Genomic DNA, 18,252 nt, shown 5'->3' with positions numbered 1-18,252 from the left:
GCTTAATTTCAATGAATTTGTTGTTTTCTGTTCCGGGAATTATTATTCCACTAGTGATAGTCGGAATTATACTATTATATTTACTCACCCCTCGCCGTTATCAATCATCTAATACTGTTGCCAATTCCTACGATCAATGGACAGAAGACGGTATTTTGGAGTTTTACTGGGGTGAACATATTCATTTAGGTCATTACGGCTCGCCACCACAACGGAAGGATTTTCTGGCTGCCAAATCTGACTTTGTGCATGAAATGGTGCGTTGGGGCGGTTTAGATAAATTACCCCCCGGTACGACTGTTCTAGATGTGGGCTGTGGAATTGGCGGTAGCAGTCGCATTTTGGCTGATAGTTATGGCTTTGCGGTGACAGGAGTTACCATCAGTCCCCAACAAGTGCAACGCGCTCAGGAGTTAACTCCGAATGGACTGAATGTACAGTTTCAGGTGGATGATGCGATGGCGCTTTCTTTCCCTGATGCCAGTTTTGATGTAGTTTGGTCGATTGAAGCTGGACCCCACATGCCTGATAAAGCCGTTTTTGCTCAAGAATTGATGCGGGTACTGAAGCCTGGTGGAGTCTTGGTTGTGGCTGACTGGAATCAGAGAGACGATCGCCAAATTCCCCTGAATTTTTGGGAAACACCTGTCATGCGACAACTACTCGATCAGTGGTCTCATCCAGCTTTTGCCAGTATTGAGGGCTTTTCTGAACTTTTGGCGGCGACGGGATTAGTGGAGGGAGAAGTGATAACAGCAGACTGGACAGCTGCAACACTGCCTTCTTGGTTAGATTCTATCTGGCAAGGAGTTATTCGACCAAGCGGGCTGGTACGTTTTGGTCTATCTGGCTTGATTAAATCTCTGCGAGAAGTGCCAACTTTACTACTAATGCGTCTGGCATTTGGTACGGGTCTTTGTCGCTTCGGGATGTTCCAGGCGGTACGGGCGAATTCAGTTATTGTTTGAATTGGTAAGTAGGTAGGCTGTTAGCTATTAGCTATTAGCCCTTTAGCTCTAATCGTAAGGCGCTATAGCAATTTAGGGAGTCCAGTTTCTAGCCGTTTTTGGTATAGAAACCGGGTTTCTGGCTTCACCTGCGTAATTACTATTGAATATTTCTATCAATTAAAGAACTTGTGTTTGCTGCATAAGTTGTAATGTTGCTTTTAAATCTTTGAGATTACTCAAGTCAATATTTTGATTTTGTTTCTTCACTTCTTTCAGAGACTTTAAGTTACTTTTTGCAGCTATTCCCGATACTAATGGATACTCAAAAGTCTCATTAGCAAAGTAGTTTTGTGCATCCTTACTCAGCATAAACTCGACAAATTTTTTGGCAATATTGGGATGTTTTGCTGTATTTAAAATTGCCACACCTGCAACATTCACTAAAGAACCGACATCATTGGTAAAATGATGTTCTACTGGTACTTTTGGATTAGTTTGTTTAATCTTTTCTAAATAATAGTGATTGACAAAGCCAACGCTAATTTCACCACGGGAAAGTGCTTCTACTATCGATGTGTTGTTGGCATAAACTTTAGGATTATTCGCTTTAATTCCTTCTAGCCATTTCTTTGCCTTTTCTTCTCCTTCAGCAACTCGTAAAGCAGTCACAAAAGATTGGAATGAACCATTAGTGGGTGCCCAGCCAATTTTGCCTTTCCATTTTGGTTCAGTAAAACCAAAAATTGACGCTGGTAATTCTGCGGTTTTGACTAAGTTGGTATTGTAATCTACAGTACGCACTCGACCTGTAATACCTAACCATTTTCCTTCTGGTGAGCGGTAGCTGCTATCAACCAAATTCAGAAGTGATGCTGGTAATTCTGCGGTTCTACCAGCTTCCTGAATAGCTCCTAAAGCTCCTCCATCTTGAGCAAAAAATATATCTACTTTACTATTTGCTCCTTCTTCCAAAATCGCCGCAGCTAGCTCAGAGGTATCTCCATAGCGAACTTGAAGTTTGGCTCCTGTTTCTTGCTCAAATTGCTGAATCAGTTTCCCTACCAGCTTTTCGTTACGCCCAGAATAAATGACTAATTCTTTTTCCAAAGTCCCACTAGTAGTCGTGCTGCCTACTGGGGTACTTTGAGGCGATGATTCACTAGTTGTTGTCGGAGTCTCATTATTACATGCGATCGCAAAGCATCCACTAACGACTGTTAATCCTGCTAAATATGCAAACTTGCGACGCTTCATATTTTACCTCTCAACTTTCAAGAAAAATTCTCAATAATCATATCATATTTTATTGTCGTATTCTCAATCTCAAGTCAGGAGGAGTACATATTCGCTTGTCGGAATTGTATGATATCGAGTCCGGTAAGTCAGTTATTATTAGTTTTTCTCCGCGTCAGTTTTATCTTTGGTATTTAACCGGACATGATATGAGATACCAATATGAAAATATGAAAGGCAGGCTGTGCCGTAATCAAGATGTCTGCAATCAATTGATATCATGTCTATCTCATCAGTTAAAATTAGAATTTCTCCGCGTCCCTAGGTCTTTGTGTCAGTCTTAATGAAGTACATCTTCATGATATTCAGTAACGCAGTATAGCTGCCAAAGGTGCATTGCCGGGTACTTTTTCTGGTGCAACCGCAAAAACTTTACCACCATTCAGGAGTGTATGTAATGCGGCTAAATCCATTAAATCCTCATCACCTGCTTGTTGTTCAGAGTGGACATGGATACTATTTGTATCAGGTTCAAATACACCCCATTTTTGTTCTCCGACTGGGACGAATAAAGACTCAATTCGTTGAAAATAAGCTGCACTCACAACTTCAGGAATATTGTTAGTAGTTTTCCCTGTTCCTAAATTCGCTTGATAGTAAGCAACTGTTTCATGCTGTTGTGCTTCAAAATAAGGTTCCAGAATTTGCCATGCTTGTGCGTGTAATTCCTCTGGTTTCAATTGATCTGGATTTCCACTAATACCTTCATCGACTAAGTTGGCATAGGAATTTGCTTGTTTGTAGATGGGTAAAAGATAATCGACACCCGCTAAGACTAACGGATATTGCTGATTTTTTAAGAACTCCTGTAAACCATTATTTACTTTGTGGAAGTAGCGCAGTATATTTTCTTTGGCATCATCATTACCCGCACCTTGTCCATGAAATATTGCGGTTCTACCACCACCTCCTCCTTGAGTTGTACCTGTGTGAAATTGAAGGCTTTTTTCTGGATCATCGTACTTCAATGCTTCTGCAATACTAGTGGGGACATCTTCTAACTCGATTTCACGGACACTGTAACGGGTAGCTTGAAATAAGCGCACCAAATTTTGACTCAAAGCCAAAATATAAAAATTGCCATCACCTGTAAGCATTGACATTAAAGGCTTAAGATGGAAGCGATCGCTAACTACAACTAATTCTTGAAAATCAATAGGTACAGTGTAGTAACTAAAGAAGTTTTGGGAAACAAAAATTGCCAAGCCGTCACTTTGGTGTTGCCAAAAATCATATTCATCTAATTCATAGATTGGTGTCAGTAAATCTTTTGCTTCCTGACTACGAAGTCCAATTTCTATTAGTTTTTCTTCGGCTTCTTTGATTAGGTTTTTAAATCGAATGGGATTTTGTAGCGTTTCTGCACTCATTTTATAAGTTGGCATATAAATAGAAACGCAATTAGTCTCGGCTGCTTTAGTTAAAATTGCTAATTCATCAATCGAGAATAATTTCATGGATAATTTCTCCTGCTTGCTATATTTTAGTGTTGAAGATGAAATAAGTTTTTCAGGATATTTTTGTGATTTCCGATAATACATTCTGCCTTTTATCCTGTTACTTTGACATCCTCCCACCGTCTATAGCTGTGCCTATCCATAGGAAGATTACTGTGCGATCGCCAAAACCGAATATATACTAAGAACGGTTAGAAAATGAACTTATCACAATGCTATTAGCGTTTATTTATACGTCTTGTAGCTAATCGCTATAGGCGTAGCCTTCTCGTAGAGTACAGCTAATAGCTAACCGCTCGCACTATAGCAACGATTTAAGACTGACACGGAGACTTGGAGACGCGGGGACACAGAGAAATTTTAAGGCAAACATAATATGATATATCTATGGAAACCCCACACTCTATGGCAGTAGATACAAATATTAATTAATCACTAAATATTCGCACTAAATCATCAGCAACAGATATTTCCACAGATGCACCTTCTGGTATCGCTGTATCAATCCCAGTGCGAATATGAATTTCTTGACCCGAAGGAGTGTGTAAACAGTAACGATACTCCCTCCCTAAAAACCGGCGACTGCGAATCACTAGGGGACTATGAGTGCATAGTTGCAATATACAGTCTTCTTGACGAATCATGATTTCCCCAGTCTCTGGAGAATCTTTGGTTTTTACATCAAATTTGCCAATTTCTGTTGACCAAAAATGACCTTGGCGACGAGCTGGCAGAAAATTAGCTTGGGTGACAAATGCCGCGACAAATCGGGATGCTGGATGGGTATAAATTTCCTCTGGTGTACCGATTTGTTCTAAGTGTCCTTGCTGCATTACCCCCACAATATCGCACATTGCTAAGGCTTCTTCTTGGTCATGGGTAACAAAAACTGCCGAAGTACCCGCAGCCTTAATAATATCTCGCATTTCTTCCCGCAATTGTAATCTAACTTGTACATCTAAGTTAGATAAGGGTTCATCGAGGAGGAGTAATTTTGGTTGGGGTGCTAAAGCCCGCGCTAAAGCGACTCGTTGCTGTTGTCCTCCCGAAAGTTCGTAGGGGTAACGTTGTTCCAAACCTGTGAGTTGGACAAGTTTCAGGGTTTCGGATACGCGCTGTTCTATTTGTTGTTTGCTGAGATTTTTTAAGCCAAAGGCGACATTTTTCACTACTGTTAAATGGGGAAACAGGGCATAATCTTGAAAAACGATGCCAATATCCCGATTTTCTGGTGGTATCCAATTTGTGCGATCGCAAACCACCTTACCACCTATTTTTACTGTTCCAGTCTGAGGACGCTCTAAACCACCAATTAATCGCAAGAGTGTGGTTTTCCCGCAACCTGATGGACCCAGAAATCCTAATATATCTCCTTCCAGTAATCTCAAAGATACATTATTAACAGCAGGTTTACTATCTTCAGAGTATTGTTTAGTGATGTTTTCTAGGCTGAGTATTACTGATTGTTTCATAGTTATAAATATATATATTGAATATATCAAAAATGTTGACCAAAAATTTAGTTCAATCTCAAATTCAAAATTGGCTTAGGTTTTAGCTCTTTTTTCCTGGGATAATACTAAAAACGTGGAAATCATGGATACAAATAACATTGCTAAGGAGGCAGATGCCGCATCATCAAAATCAACATTTTCTGTCGCTTTCCAAATTTCGACGGCAAGGGTATTAAAGCCGATTGGTGCTAGCATAATTGTGGCAGGTAGCTCCTTGATTGCAGTTAAAAATACCAGCACTGCGCCACTGACTAAACCTGGACTCACTAAAGGAATCGTGACTTCTCTTAAAGTTTGCCAAGGAGTTCTCCCCAAACTGCGAGCGGATTCTTCTAATCGAGGGCTGACTTGTAATAGGGAACTGCGGATGTTTCCGACTGATTGAGGTACAAATAATACCAAGTAAGTAAATATTAGCATTGGTAAGGTTTGATACAGTACCGGCAAGTAATTTGCACCAAAAAATACCACCGCTAAGGCAACCACAATTCCAGGTAAACCAAAGGCGATGTAAGAACTTCGCTCAATTATGGCAGTGATTTTACTGGGGAAACGTACAGATAAAATTGCGATCGGTAGGGCAAAAATAGTAGTTGCTAAACCTGCTAATCCGGCTGCGGTAACTGAGTTGAAAATTGCTGGGAACAAGTTGGGAATTGCATAATCGTTATTCAATATTCCCCGTACCAACCAAAATAAGCTGACTCCCACAGGTAATGCTACCCCCAACAAAGTAATTACCAAGCAAAAACTAAAGGCTACCCACTTCCAAATTCCCAGCTTGATAATTTTCGGGGGGCGCAAAGCCGCAGAACCGCGAGTATAATAAGCGGCGCGGCTCCTAACTCGATATTCAACCCATAAAATTGCCATGACTAAGGTGACTAACATTAGGGAAAGGGCGGCTGCGCTATTGCGGTCAAAACTGGTTTTATACTGAATAAAAATCGCCCTGGTAAAAGCATCAAATTGCATTAGGGAAGGTGTTCCGAAGTCACGCAGACTATATAATGCCACCAACAATCCCCCAGCCACCAAAGATGGTTTCAACTGGGGTAAAACCACACGCCATAAGGTTTCTCGACTACTATAGCCCAAGCTACGTCCGGCTTCTTCTAGGGAGGGGTCCATTCCTTGTAAGCCAGCACGCACACTCAAAAGCATATAGGGATAGGTAAACAAGGTCATTGACAAAATCACCCCAGGCCAGCCATATATGGATGGTAATTCCTCCACCCCCAAGGGTTCCAGCAACAGCTGTAACAGACTACCCCGTGGTGCAAAGGTGGCAATCAGGGCAAAACTCCCCACATAGCTGGGCACTGCTAAGGGTAAGGTTGTTGCCACTAACCAAAAGCCTCTTCCGGGTAGGTTTGTCCGCACTGTCAAAAATGCTAAGGGTACGGCAATCAAAGCTGATAAAAGAGTCACAATTGTCGCCATCCCAGCACTATTCAACATAATTGTCAAATAGCGAGAATTGGAAATTAAATCCCATAACCCCTCCCCACCAATACTTGCAGCGCGGATTACCAAATAGAGAAAAGGTAAAGTGATGGCAACTGCCACCACCCCGGCTGTAATAGTCAGAAAAAGTGGGGGACGAGCCGCTTTCATGGTTTACAATACTCCCGCTTGCTGCAAAACTTTCAAAGTACCTGGCAAATCAGCTAATTGACTCAAATCTAAGCGAGGAGGAGTTAATTTATTCAGGGGAATTTGTCCTGCTGCGGATTTTGCTCCTCTGACAAGGGGATATTCCGTGGTTTGTTCAGCAAAATAATTTTGTGAGTTAGTTGAGAGCAGATAGTTAATCAAATTCTCTACATCTTTGCGTTGATCAGTTGTTTTCAAAACCGCCACACCAGCTATATTTACAATTGAACCTGCATCTTTATTCGTATAGTGGGCTGCAACTGGAAAGTTAGGATTAGCTTTTTTGAAGCGACCTAAATAATAGTTATTTGCTAATCCCAGATGAATCTCACCTCGACCGACTGCTTCTAGAATTGCGGTATTTTTCCCGTAGTCTTTAACCCCATTCTTTTTCATTCCCCGCAACCATTCTACGGTTTTTTGGTCGCCCTCCAACTTCCGCATCGCTGTGACAAATGACTGGAAAGAACCGTTTGTTGGTGCCCAACCAACTTTTCCCCGCCATTTTGGTTGAGTTAATTCCCAGATAGATTTAGGTAAATCACTCTGTTTCACTAGTTTGGTGTTGTAATTCACCACCCGCGCTCGACCAGAAATCCCCATCCAATTGCCCGATGGAGAACGATAGCGAGAATCTACTTTATTGAGTATTGCTGCCGGAATTGCCAAGGTGCGTTCTCGTTGTTGTAAGGTTCCTAAAGCCCCGGCATCTTGAGCAAAGAACATATCTGCACGGCTATTGTTGCCTTCTTCCAAGAGAGCGATCGCTAATTCTGCGGTATCACCGTAGCGAACTTGAATATTCAGTTTTAGGTCTTTCTTGGCTTTCTCAATCAACGGGGCAATTAACTTTTCTTCTCTGCCAGAGTAGATAGTTAGAGTCTTCGATTGTTGAGCATTGACAGCTAAACCCGTTCCCAAAACAACGACTGCTAAAGTACCAGCACAAAACTTTGCCAATGGTAATTTTTTCAATTTAGTTTTCCTCCACAACTCTTAATAATTATTTGCAACATTTTGACTTAACTTTATCAGTAATAATTAGCAAAAACAAGTATGTAATAGAACTCTATTTTTTTGAGTGAAGATTATTGATTATCGCTATTGCAGCATTTACAGTCATGCCAAATCAGTAAAATGCTACTTTAACGATATTTCACGAAATTCCTGATACAAGTATTCTCTCTTATCTACCCTTACCCGTTGCTAAAGGTATGAGAATTGCACTTAAACCGGAAAAACAGTCAAAATCTGTTTTTAAAAGCTGTCATTTGTTTCTTTGCACATTTTTCATCAAGATACTTAGAAAATAAATTAATGTGATTCTTTATTGAGATATATTTTTATCACTATTGACTTTAATAGTCAATACTTATAGTATCAATTCAAGCATACTTCCGATTGATACATTTGGAAATTTGTATCGATAGGCTGGACAGAAAAATATCAAACAAGACTTGTGAGTTCAATATGCCTCGGTATTGATAGCTTGTTGATGAATTCCTCAGCAGCTTTGTCTCAGCCATGAGTTAAGTTATGGAATTCCCACTTAACCTTCTTCTTTGCATAGAAGAGGGTCAGATGTTATGCACATTTGCTGCTACACCAGTAAATATCCAAAATTTCTGTTAACACTGAGTGATGAGATGAATTGCGCGTGAGTTGACGACAGTTCTGTGACGGCAGTTGCTACAAGTCGGCGGAGCCGCCCAATGCACTGCCTCACCAATTTCTCCTGTTCGCGGAGCGTGCCGAAGGCATAGGGAGAACAGGGAACAGAACAGGTCGGAAACGAGCAATCATTATGCTATAGTCTTTTATAACAAACGCTGTTTACTCTAATATGTTAAAAGTTGTCAAAGTCAGATTATATCCAGATGCCCAGCAGCAGCAGTCACTAGCGCAAGCTTTTGGATGTTGTCGTTGGCTTTGGAATTACTGTCTGAATTTGATGAACCAAACATACAAAGAGACAGGCAAGGGTTTGTCTGGATACGCAGTAAAAAAGATAATTCCTCAGTTAAAAAAAGAGTATGAATGGTTAACATCGACCTATTCACAATGTTTGCAGCAAGTCTGTTTAAATCTAGGAGTAGCATTTAACAACTTCTTTGAAAAAAGAGCTAAATACCCTAGATTTAAATCAAAGCATGGTAAGCAGTCAATACAATATCCTCAAAATGTCAAAGTTGCTAATAATTGTGTAACCCTCCCAAAAATAGGAGATGTAACAGCAATTATCCATAGACCTATCGAGGGGAAAGTCAAGACTGTAACCATATCTAAAAATTGTTCCAATCAATACTTTGCAGCTATTCTGTTTGACGATGGCAAAGACAAACCAGAATCAAGCACAGACGGTAAGGCAATAGGTATTGATTTGGGGCTCACTCACTTCGCTGTTACCAGTGAAGGGTCAAAGTTTGATAATCCTAGAATACTGAACAAGCATGAGAAGAATTTAAAACTCAAACAACAGCAATTATCTAGGAAGCAGAAAGGTTCTAATAACCGTATTAAATCTAGAAAGAAGGTTGCTAGAGTTCACAGAAAAATAGCTAACTGCCGTGAATATTTTCTGCACAAGCTATCTCGTAGGATAGTTAACGAAAACCAAGTTATCGTGCTTGAAAATCTCAATGTTAAAGGCATGATGCATAATCATTGTTTGGCTAAATCCATTCATCAAGTAGGATGGGGAATGTTTTGCACAATGCTTAAATATAAGGCAGAAATGGAAGGAAAAATTTATCAAGAAGTTGATAGATTTTTCCCTAGTTCAAAAACCTGTCATGTGTGCTTAAACCAAGTTGGTAGCCTACCTCTTGATATAAGATTTTGGACTTGTGAAAACTGCCATACAAAACATGATCGGGATGTAAACGCAGCTATTAACCTCAGAGATGAGGGACTACGAATTTTGACGAGCGAACTAGGCGAGGTTTCCTCGCCTAAAGCACGCGCGAGTTTGACCTCTGGAACGGGGGATAAAGCCTGTTGCCCAGATGTAAGTCGGAGTAAGGGAGGACGCAAGAAATCCACTACTCCGCTTTCTGTTGGACAGGAAGCCTACTGTGTACGCGAAGCGTCACTGTAGGTAGTTCACACTTTCAGTTCTCCCTGCCAAAAGGAAGAACTGTTTTTTTAATGAAAAACTCAATTTATAATCACCACTAAACACAAATTAAGCTGTTAAGCGCCTAAATTTAGATAGAGAAAGCGGGCAGGATGCCCCGGATTTATCCGTGGGCATTAATTGCTAGCTACCGCTTCACTCTTCGAGAAGGCTTGCGCCTACGCGAAAGCGAGTATTACGAATTGCGAATTGCGAATTGCGAATTGTACTGACAGGCTCAAGAAACTGGGCTTCTAGGAGAATTCAGGCGATCGCATTCACATATAATTGCATGATAACTAAATCAAAAATCAATCGCAGCCCAATCCGGTTGACGATAGTAGCGTGTCATGTCATCAAATTTGCGTAATTCGCCACGATGTACTAAAAACTCTGGAGAATTCCCCAGCCATTTTTCATTTAACTCGGAGAGTTCTTCTACCAATTTTTGTCGATCTAAATCTGGTTTCATCTCACCAAAATACCCCAGCGTTACATGGGCTGTTAAATGATAGTTTTGTTCGATTCCTAAAGGCATTAATTGCGAGTTTTGGTAAATAGTGCGGCGGAAACTAATAATTTGTTCGTAGGAACTGCGTTCTTGAGGAACCAAACAAACAGCGATAGCTCTTGGCATTAACATAACCCCAAGTATGGAAAAACGAATTGGAGTCGCTGGCTGGGAGTTTTGTCGGTACTGCTGGAAAATACTCGTGCAGCACGATCGCAAATCTGATTCATAATTGGGATTGCGATCGCAAGCATCTCGATAAGCATTATCCCAAATCAAATCAGCCAAGGTTAAATGAAAACTGCCAGTGGGTAAAGGCACTAATAGTTGGGAAGCGATCGGTAAATTTAATAGTTGTACTTGATACTCCTGCAATTGCTTGTAAAAACCAGCATTCCTGTCATCCTCCTCGCTGGGTGGAGTAATAATTGTATAGCCAGGAAACGGTGCAGCTTGTCGTTCTCCTGTGGGTAATTTTTGATACTTGTACGACTCTTGAATATTTTGAACTTGGATTTGATAAGCCTCTAGTCGCGTCATTCGTGCCAATCGATTCAAATAAGTTTGAAAATCGTCATCCACCCTGTCTGTACCTCGCACTACTAATTGAAATTTGTCCCTCAACTGCTTATTTTAGGCAATCCTACTCAAATTAACAGGGTGATGTAAAAACTGTATAGCTTTCTTGGTTTTACTTAATGGGAAGCAGCAATAAGCAAACGGGAGACAAAGTCAAATATACCTCTCCTGTGTACATATTCCTGGATTTCAGCTTATTTTCAACTGGGAAGGAACCGTATTTGGGTAAAAGAACGTCATGGAGAGAAATGAAAACCTGTATGAAATATTCTGCTAACTATCTTGCCTCTGCAACTTAAAGATGCTTCTGCTCTTCCCAATTTTGGAGTTATGAAGTTAAAAATGGGTTGGACATGTTTAAAATGATTCAACGATTATGGCGAGAACAGCTAGCGAATACGTAGTACATATGATGATGGAAAGCGGGCACCGCGAAGAAATACGCTTTCCCACAATCCAGGATTTTCAGAAGTGGTATAGTGGCGAACTAATGCCTAAAGCTGCTTCTGATGATTTCATTAGCGTGCCGATCAAAAATATTCAGGGTGAATATATGGTTGTCCGCCCTTCTAAGGTTGTGGCAATTCGTGTTGAACCAATTTTTAGCTCTAGTGTCGAACGATTCACGTAAACAATGAGAAAAAAGTTTGCTTTACTTTCCTTGAGTCTAGGTATCGCTACTGTTATACCGTTTTTATCTGTTGTTGCTCAGGTGCCTAGCTTGCCTAGCTTGCCGACACCGGGCAACCCCCAGATAACACCACCGTTACCACCAGCCCCTCAACCTGAATTAACTCCACCGCTAAAATTGATGGAGCTAGGGCTTGATTGCAAACCTGCCCATGGTTGCCTGGGTTGGGACGAACAGCTATTTTGGCATCGAGGTAAAAAGGGCGATCGCACGGCGCTATTGCAATCGATTGACCATAGTTTACGCTATTTAAATACTCCTAGGGCTGCCAATGTGTATCAAAATTATCCAGTCCAAGGAATTACTTTAGAACGGGTACGTAAAAGTTTGCAGCGTTTCCGGCAATTGCTTGTTGCCTCGAAAACTCCAGCAGAACTGCAAGCCAAGGTTCGGAAAGAATTCGCATTTTACAAGTCGGTTGGTAATGATGGTCAAGGTACTGTTAAATTTACTGCATATTACGAACCAGTTTATACAGCTAGTCGGACACGTACTGCCCAGTATAAATATCCAGTTTATCGACTTCCTAGCGATTTAGATAAATGGGCAAAGCCACATCCAAAGCGAGTTGATTTAGAAGGTGCGGATGGGTTGTTAGGCAATAAGAGCCAACTACGTGGTTTAGAAATGCTTTGGTTCCGCGATCGCTTGGATGCCTATATGATTCATATCCAAGGTTCAGCACAAATCAAATTAACCAATGGCAAAACAACAAGTATTGGCTATGCTGGTGCCACTGACTACCCCTGGACGAGTATTGGTGGGGCATTAATTAAAGATGGTAAATTAAACCCAAAAAATGCCACAATGCCAGCCATGATTGCCCATTTCAAAAAGAACCCTCGCGATTTAGATATATATTTGCCACTTTGGGAAAGATTTATTTTCTTTAAAGAAAGCAATGGTAAACCGGCGACTGGCAGCATTGGTGTACCTGTAACCGCCGAACGTTCAATTGCTACTGATAAATCATTAATGCCTCCCGGTGCATTGGCATTAATTTATAATAGTTTTCCCTATCCTGCGCCTGGTGGTGGTTTAGAAAGACGTGCGGTTAGCCGTTTCGTTCTCGATCAAGATACAGGTAGCGCCATCAAAGGTCCTGGACGTGTCGATTATTTCATGGGAACCGGGAAGTTAGCAGGCGATCGCGCTGGCATAACTGGGGGCAATGGGCAACTACATTATCTATTACTCAAGGAATAATCTCCTCGTGTAAATTAGCATAATTATTTAACATTACTTAACTCGTAGTCAACATGCAGATGCGATTGTTGGCTACGAGTTGACAATTCAAGAGTTGCTGGAGAGTCTTTTCATTTTTTAGTGATTAACAGGGAACATTAACTCACGGTTACAATTGTAGGTTCAAAGACAACAGAGACTTTGAGATTAAATTCGGTTTCAAAGACTTCTTTGCTATAGTCTAAACTCCAAAGTTCTAACGAGCAGTCGTCGTTGGGGTAGGTAGGATAAACGCGCAATTTAAAGCTCTTTTCCTGGGGATTGTAATCGCATTGAATTCGGGAGATTGCACCAATTTGCCGACGGTCTAAGGCTGTTGCTAAACGCAAGATAGCACTCAAATGATTCACCATTAAACGGTGTTCTTTATTGACTAAATTGCGATAGTTTTCGTGCTTTTTCTTCGGTGGAGATTTGCGATGATAACGGGCAATATTGGCGATAATTTCGATCTCGGTTTCGGTATAACCTAGGAGTTCGCTATTACGAACAAGATAGTAGGAATGTTTGTGGTGTGCTGAATGACTGACATAGTGACCACAGTTATGTAAAATTGCTGCTGCCCAAAGTAATTGGCGACATTCTGGTTCCCAATTGTGGAGAGTTGCTTGGGTTTGGTCAAATATACTCAGGGCAAAATTAGCAACCCTGTCGCTATGTTGCAAATTGGTATGATACTTTTTGGCGGTTCTGAGGACACTGCGCTGTCTCACCGAGCCTTGGTAACGCAGACGATCTTCAATCAAACCGTGAGTCAGCATCCAATCGACAATTACGCCTTCTCGCAAAGAACGCTCACATACAGTGATAAATTCGGCGCTGAGTAATGTCATTGCTTCTTGCAAGACTACCGCACCGGCTAAAATCACTTCCGAACGTTTTTCTGGCATTCCCGGAATTGCTGCCCGTTCAATATTATTTCGATGTCGCAAGCGATCGACTAATTCCCGCAAATCCCGGAGAGGAAATTGATAGCCGTTGAGGGTGGAGGGAATAAATCCCAAATGTTCGCGAGCGTGGATTGCGGCAATTGTTTCTATGGTTCCCGATGTTCCTACTAAGCGGGGAGACTCACCAAACTGATAATTGGCGACAACCTGTTCTACCGATCGCTCTAGCATTCCCCTCACATATGCTTGGAGGTATTCAAATTCATGGGTAGAAATGGGGTCAGTGGTAATTAGTTCGCTAGTCAGACGGACTGCACCAATTTTAGTGCTAGTCAGCGTCCGTTCTTCATGACTGTCACCCAAAATTATCTCTGTGGAACCACCACCAATATCAATAATTGTATGAGCTTGGTTATTAAATTCCATCCCCGATAGCACACCCAAATAAATCCGGCGTGCTTCTTCTTGTCCGGAGATTAAATCCACCTTCAACCCTAGCTGCACTTCAATATCGTGGAGAAAATCCTTGCCATTGGGGGCTTCACGGGTAGCAGAAGTGGCAACAGCAATCGTTGTTTCGACATTGAAAGTTTTGGCAACCTCTTGAAACCTTCGTAATGTCGCGATCGCCCTTTCCATAATTTCGGGTTTGAGGTTCCCCGTTGTCAAATCGCGATCGCCCAGTCGAACTGTTTCTTTTTCTCTGGCAATAATACTAAACGCGGGTAATGTCGGTTCTATCCGCACAATTACCATGTGTAACGAATTTGTTCCCAAGTCAATAGCAGCAATAATTCGCTGTTCTGCCATAGGAAATATCGGAATACTCTCCCTGCTAGCCGAAACCAAATCCACCATTTGTGTTTTCTCTCTGTTGTTGAAAAAGCTCGTGAAGAATGCAGAATTGCTGAATTCAGCTTGGATAATATCAGCTTGGACAATACTTAGTAGGGGTTTTTAAGCCGCTACTTCCTGCGATCGCTTTTACAAATAACTTACAAATAACAAATAAAGTTATTCTATAGATGTAAATATTGTTAATTTTCGTTTCAAAACCCTACTTTCGGTTCTATGTTAAATCCTACCAAAAGCAACGGCGAACCTGTGTGGTTAAGTGTCATCAGGCTTTTACGCTGGCACAAACCCGAAGGTAGACTCATTTTAATGATTCCGGCTTTGTGGGCTGTATTCCTCGCCGCCGCAGGCAAACCACCTTTACCTCTCGTTGGGGTAATTATCTTGGGAACCCTTGCCACTAGCGCCGCAGGTTGTGTTGTCAACGATTTGTGGGATCGAAACATCGATCCAGAAGTGGAACGTACCAAGAATCGTCCCATAGCATCCCGGACGCTGTCTGTAAAGGTTGGTATTGTTGTGGCGATTGTGGCAATGGCTTGTGCAGCGATTCTGGCTTTTTATCTTAACCTGTTGTCGTTCTGGTTATGTGTAGCAGCCGTACCAGTTATTTTGTTATATCCTGGAGCCAAGCGAGTATTTCCGGTTCCCCAATTGGTGTTATCGATTGCTTGGGGTTTTGCGGTTTTAATTAGTTGGACTGCTGTCACCAAAAGTCTTTCCCTGCCGACTTGGTTGTTATGGGGAGCTACTGTACTTTGGACGTTAGGATTTGATACCGTTTATGCCATGTCCGACAGAGAAGATGACAAACGCATCGGTGTCAACTCTAGTGCTTTGTTTTTTGGTAAATATGTGGAAATTGCGATCGCATTTTTCTATCTGGGTACTGTAGCTCTCCTGGCTTGGTTGGGTATTGTAATTCACCTGCATCTTGGTTTTTGGATTAGTTTGGCAATCGCTACTGGGGGATGGGTATGGCAATATTTTCGCCTCCAAAATCCGCATTTACCTAGTTCGATATATGGGGAAATGTTCCGGCAAAATGTTTGGATTGGTTTTATTTTATTGGCTGGAATGGAAGCTGGATATTTATTGTAATTTACCATTGATGAGAACATGGGGGTGACTCCCATGTTCTGCTTCTAGCAAATTTAGTTTTAATTGAAATTTACAGTTAAATCTAAATCTAAATATAAATCTAAATTAAAACTGAAAATATTCATGAACTTGGCTTAACTTTTTGCTCCCAATGTGCAGCAATCAAAGACATTATCTTATCAAGAATAATTCCGACTCCGCCCAAATAAAATATTGCCAGAATAATCTCACTAATATCAGAATTGTTATAAGCATTAACAATAAAAAATCCTAATCCATCATCAGATAAAAGCATCTCCGCAGCGACAACAGCTAACCAAGATAAACCTAAAGCAATTCGTAAACCTGTAAAAATATAAGGTAAAGTAGCAGGCAAAAGTACCTTATAAAAATGCTTAAATATAGGTAATTTGAGCATTCTACTAACATTAATATAATCTTGAGGAATTAATTGCACACCTAAAGCTGTATTGAGAATAATCGGCCAAATTGCAGTAATAAAAATCACAAATATTGCTGAAGGATTTGGTTTGAGAAATATAGCTTGGGCTAATGGTAGCCAAGCTAAGGGGGCGACAGGGCGTAATAATTGAATGACTGGTTCAACTGCTTGTTTAATTAAGGGAACTAGACTAATCAGAAAACCAATCGGGATTCCGACTACTCCGGCAAGAAAATAACCCATTGCCACCCGTTTTAGACTGGCTATAAGTAACCAAAATAAACCTTTATTATTATTTCCTTTATAAAAGAATGGATGACTAATTAATTCCCAAGTATCTGTGACAACTTGAATTGGAGAAGGTAAGGAAGTATCAGGTCGTAGACTTAATAAATGCCAAATAATTACCAGCACAAAAATACCCGCAAATGAGGGTAAAATTTGCTGGATTTTCTTTTGGATAATTGCATAATTTATTTGTATCTGCATTTGGAATTATTATCCTCTTTCTAATTTGTTATCACATTTTGTAATTCATATTTTCGTTATTCTAATACTCAAATATATGGTATTGATTGAGTATTGATTGAGTATTCATTTAGTATTTATTTTTGGTGATGTCAGATATAGATGAGGATTTTCAGGGTCAAATTCCAAACCGTTAAAAAATTTCTCAATTCCCCGCGAAGTGCTTGCAGGAATTGCTTGTTCTTGACCAATCTTTTTCGCCACTTCTCGCCAAATATCTTCACGATTAACAGCATCAACTAATGGTTTCGTTTCCATCTCCGGCGAACGATTTCCCCAGCGCATATCTTCAAATAAAAACCATAAATCATGACTTTTATATGGATAAGAAGCATTATCTGCCCAAAATTTCACGACATGGGGACTGTTTTCCACAACTCTGCCATTCCCATAATCAAAAGTACCTAATAAACGCTGACTAATCACATCTTTAGGTATACCTATCCATTGTTTCTGGTAAACAATCTCGAATAACTCAGCTTTATTTTCTGGACGATCGCACCAAATTTGTGCCTCCATAATTGCTGCTAAAATAGCTTGTGCGGCTTTGGGATATTTATCAACCCATTCCCCACGCATGACAAAAGCTTTTTCGGGGTGATTATTCCATAGTTCCCCACTTGTCACCGCCGAATAACCAATCTTTTGTTTAATTAAACGCTGATGCCAAGGATCGACAACACAAAATCCTTCCATTGAACCACCGCGCATATTGGCAACCATTTGTGGCGGCGGAATCACAATTAATGATGCATCTAAATCTGGATCGATTCCCCCATCAGCTAACCACCAGCGCATAAAGAAATCCCCCGTGACTCGCCGGAAAGGTATAGCAAAGCGAATTGACTCCCCTGATTTGGCTTTGGTTTGTAATGCTACCTTCATCGGATAACTATCCAAACCCAAATTCAAGTTTTTGTAAGCATTCGCAATGGAAATACCCTGACCATTGAGATTTAAACGTGCCAGGATATACATCGGTATTTTGCGGTTGTAGCTAATCTCCCCCGTGGCAATCAGATAAGCCATAGGAAACAGCAAATGTGCCCCATCCAAACCTTCATCCGCCGAACCCAACATCAATTTATCCCGTGTGACTGCCCAGGATGGCTGCTTTTGGACAATCACATCTGGTACGCCATACTTAGCAAACATCCCTTTGGCTTGAGCAATAATTAGCGGACAACAACTAACTACTGGGACAAAACCGAGAATGGCTTTAGTGGTTTCTGGTGTATCACTGTAACCTGCATAGACACCGGGATTTAATCGCGCCAGAGTTGAATTTTGAGATTGCTGAATCTTGGCGATATTATAGGCGATCGCAGTTGCACCAGTCGCAGCCAAAAATTTACGTCGGGAAAGCTTCGCCATACATGGGAATTTTGGGGATTTAGTAATGGATGCGATTAAAAAAGCAGTCCG

Annotated in this window: 14 protein-coding genes; 5 read left to right on the top strand and 9 right to left on the bottom strand. The window is 41.0% G+C overall.

From position 1 onward, the window contains the following. Positions 1-11: 11 nt before the first annotated feature. Positions 12-968: a methyltransferase domain-containing protein gene (locus VB733_RS10160; protein ID WP_323339973.1), complete on the top strand. Its 957-nt coding sequence runs from the start codon at positions 12-14 to the stop codon at positions 966-968. A 159-nt stretch (positions 969-1,127) separates the two neighbouring features. Here VB733_RS10160 and VB733_RS10155 read toward each other — a convergent pair whose 3' ends face one another. The 5 genes from VB733_RS10155 to VB733_RS10135 form a co-directional block, all read right to left on the bottom strand. Further along, positions 1,128-2,204, bottom strand: a complete 1,077-nt coding sequence (locus VB733_RS10155) for an iron ABC transporter substrate-binding protein (protein WP_323339972.1) — start codon at positions 2,202-2,204, stop codon at positions 1,128-1,130. Between the two features lie 344 nt (positions 2,205-2,548). After that, positions 2,549-3,700: a hypothetical protein gene (locus VB733_RS10150; protein WP_323339971.1), complete on the bottom strand. Its 1,152-nt coding sequence runs from the start codon at positions 3,698-3,700 to the stop codon at positions 2,549-2,551. Positions 3,701-4,128: 428 nt separating this feature from the next. Then, positions 4,129-5,172, bottom strand: a complete 1,044-nt coding sequence (locus VB733_RS10145; protein WP_323339970.1) for an ABC transporter ATP-binding protein — start codon at positions 5,170-5,172, stop codon at positions 4,129-4,131. A gap of 75 nt (positions 5,173-5,247) precedes the next feature. After that, the gene (locus VB733_RS10140; protein WP_323339969.1) at positions 5,248-6,831 is read right to left on the bottom strand and encodes an iron ABC transporter permease; all 1,584 of its coding nucleotides are present in this window, start codon (positions 6,829-6,831) and stop codon (positions 5,248-5,250) included. A 3-nt stretch (positions 6,832-6,834) separates the two neighbouring features. Then, positions 6,835-7,845 carry an iron ABC transporter substrate-binding protein gene (locus tag VB733_RS10135; RefSeq protein ID WP_323339968.1) on the bottom strand — a complete coding sequence of 337 codons (1,011 nt, stop codon included), beginning with the start codon at positions 7,843-7,845 and terminating at the stop codon, positions 6,835-6,837. Positions 7,846-8,713: 868 nt separating this feature from the next. Between VB733_RS10135 and VB733_RS10130 the strand changes: the two genes are divergently transcribed. Next, positions 8,714-9,967, top strand: a complete 1,254-nt coding sequence (locus VB733_RS10130; protein WP_323339967.1) for an RNA-guided endonuclease TnpB family protein — start codon at positions 8,714-8,716, stop codon at positions 9,965-9,967. A 322-nt stretch (positions 9,968-10,289) separates the two neighbouring features. On the opposite strand, the gene VB733_RS10125 is transcribed toward VB733_RS10130, so the two are convergent. Continuing rightward, entirely contained in the window at positions 10,290-11,078 is a 789-nt protein-coding gene (locus tag VB733_RS10125; protein WP_323339966.1) for a DUF1868 domain-containing protein, read from the bottom strand. Between the two features lie 373 nt (positions 11,079-11,451). Here VB733_RS10125 and VB733_RS10120 point away from each other — a divergent pair, with 373 nt between their 5' ends. Both VB733_RS10120 and VB733_RS10115 read left to right on the top strand, forming a co-directional pair. Further along, positions 11,452-11,706 (top strand): hypothetical protein, encoded by a 255-nt coding sequence (locus tag VB733_RS10120; RefSeq protein ID WP_323339965.1) that lies wholly within the window; start codon positions 11,452-11,454, stop codon positions 11,704-11,706. 3 nt (positions 11,707-11,709) lie between these two features. Then, positions 11,710-12,972: a murein transglycosylase A gene (locus VB733_RS10115; RefSeq protein ID WP_323339964.1), complete on the top strand. Its 1,263-nt coding sequence runs from the start codon at positions 11,710-11,712 to the stop codon at positions 12,970-12,972. A gap of 137 nt (positions 12,973-13,109) precedes the next feature. Here the strand turns inward: VB733_RS10115 and VB733_RS10110 are convergent, their stop codons facing one another. After that, positions 13,110-14,759 (bottom strand): Ppx/GppA phosphatase family protein, encoded by a 1,650-nt coding sequence (locus VB733_RS10110; RefSeq protein ID WP_323339963.1) that lies wholly within the window; start codon positions 14,757-14,759, stop codon positions 13,110-13,112. 213 nt (positions 14,760-14,972) lie between these two features. On the opposite strand from VB733_RS10110, the gene VB733_RS10105 reads away from it, so the two are divergent. Beyond that, positions 14,973-15,857: a 4-hydroxybenzoate solanesyltransferase gene (locus VB733_RS10105; RefSeq protein ID WP_323339962.1), complete on the top strand. Its 885-nt coding sequence runs from the start codon at positions 14,973-14,975 to the stop codon at positions 15,855-15,857. A 121-nt stretch (positions 15,858-15,978) separates the two neighbouring features. Here VB733_RS10105 and ntrB read toward each other — a convergent pair whose 3' ends face one another. Together ntrB and VB733_RS10095 are read right to left on the bottom strand one after the other, a co-directional pair. Next, complete coding sequence (gene ntrB / locus VB733_RS10100) at positions 15,979-16,788, bottom strand: nitrate ABC transporter permease (protein WP_323339961.1); 810 nt, start codon at positions 16,786-16,788, stop codon at positions 15,979-15,981. Between the two features lie 105 nt (positions 16,789-16,893). Beyond that, entirely contained in the window at positions 16,894-18,201 is a 1,308-nt protein-coding gene (locus VB733_RS10095; protein ID WP_323339960.1) for a CmpA/NrtA family ABC transporter substrate-binding protein, read from the bottom strand. Positions 18,202-18,252 lie beyond the last annotated feature (51 nt).

It is taken from the genome of Calothrix sp. UHCC 0171, from assembly GCF_034931845.1.
GTDB lineage: Bacteria > Cyanobacteriota > Cyanobacteriia > Cyanobacteriales > Nostocaceae > Brunnivagina.
This window is presented reverse-complemented; position numbering and strand designations above follow the sequence as displayed.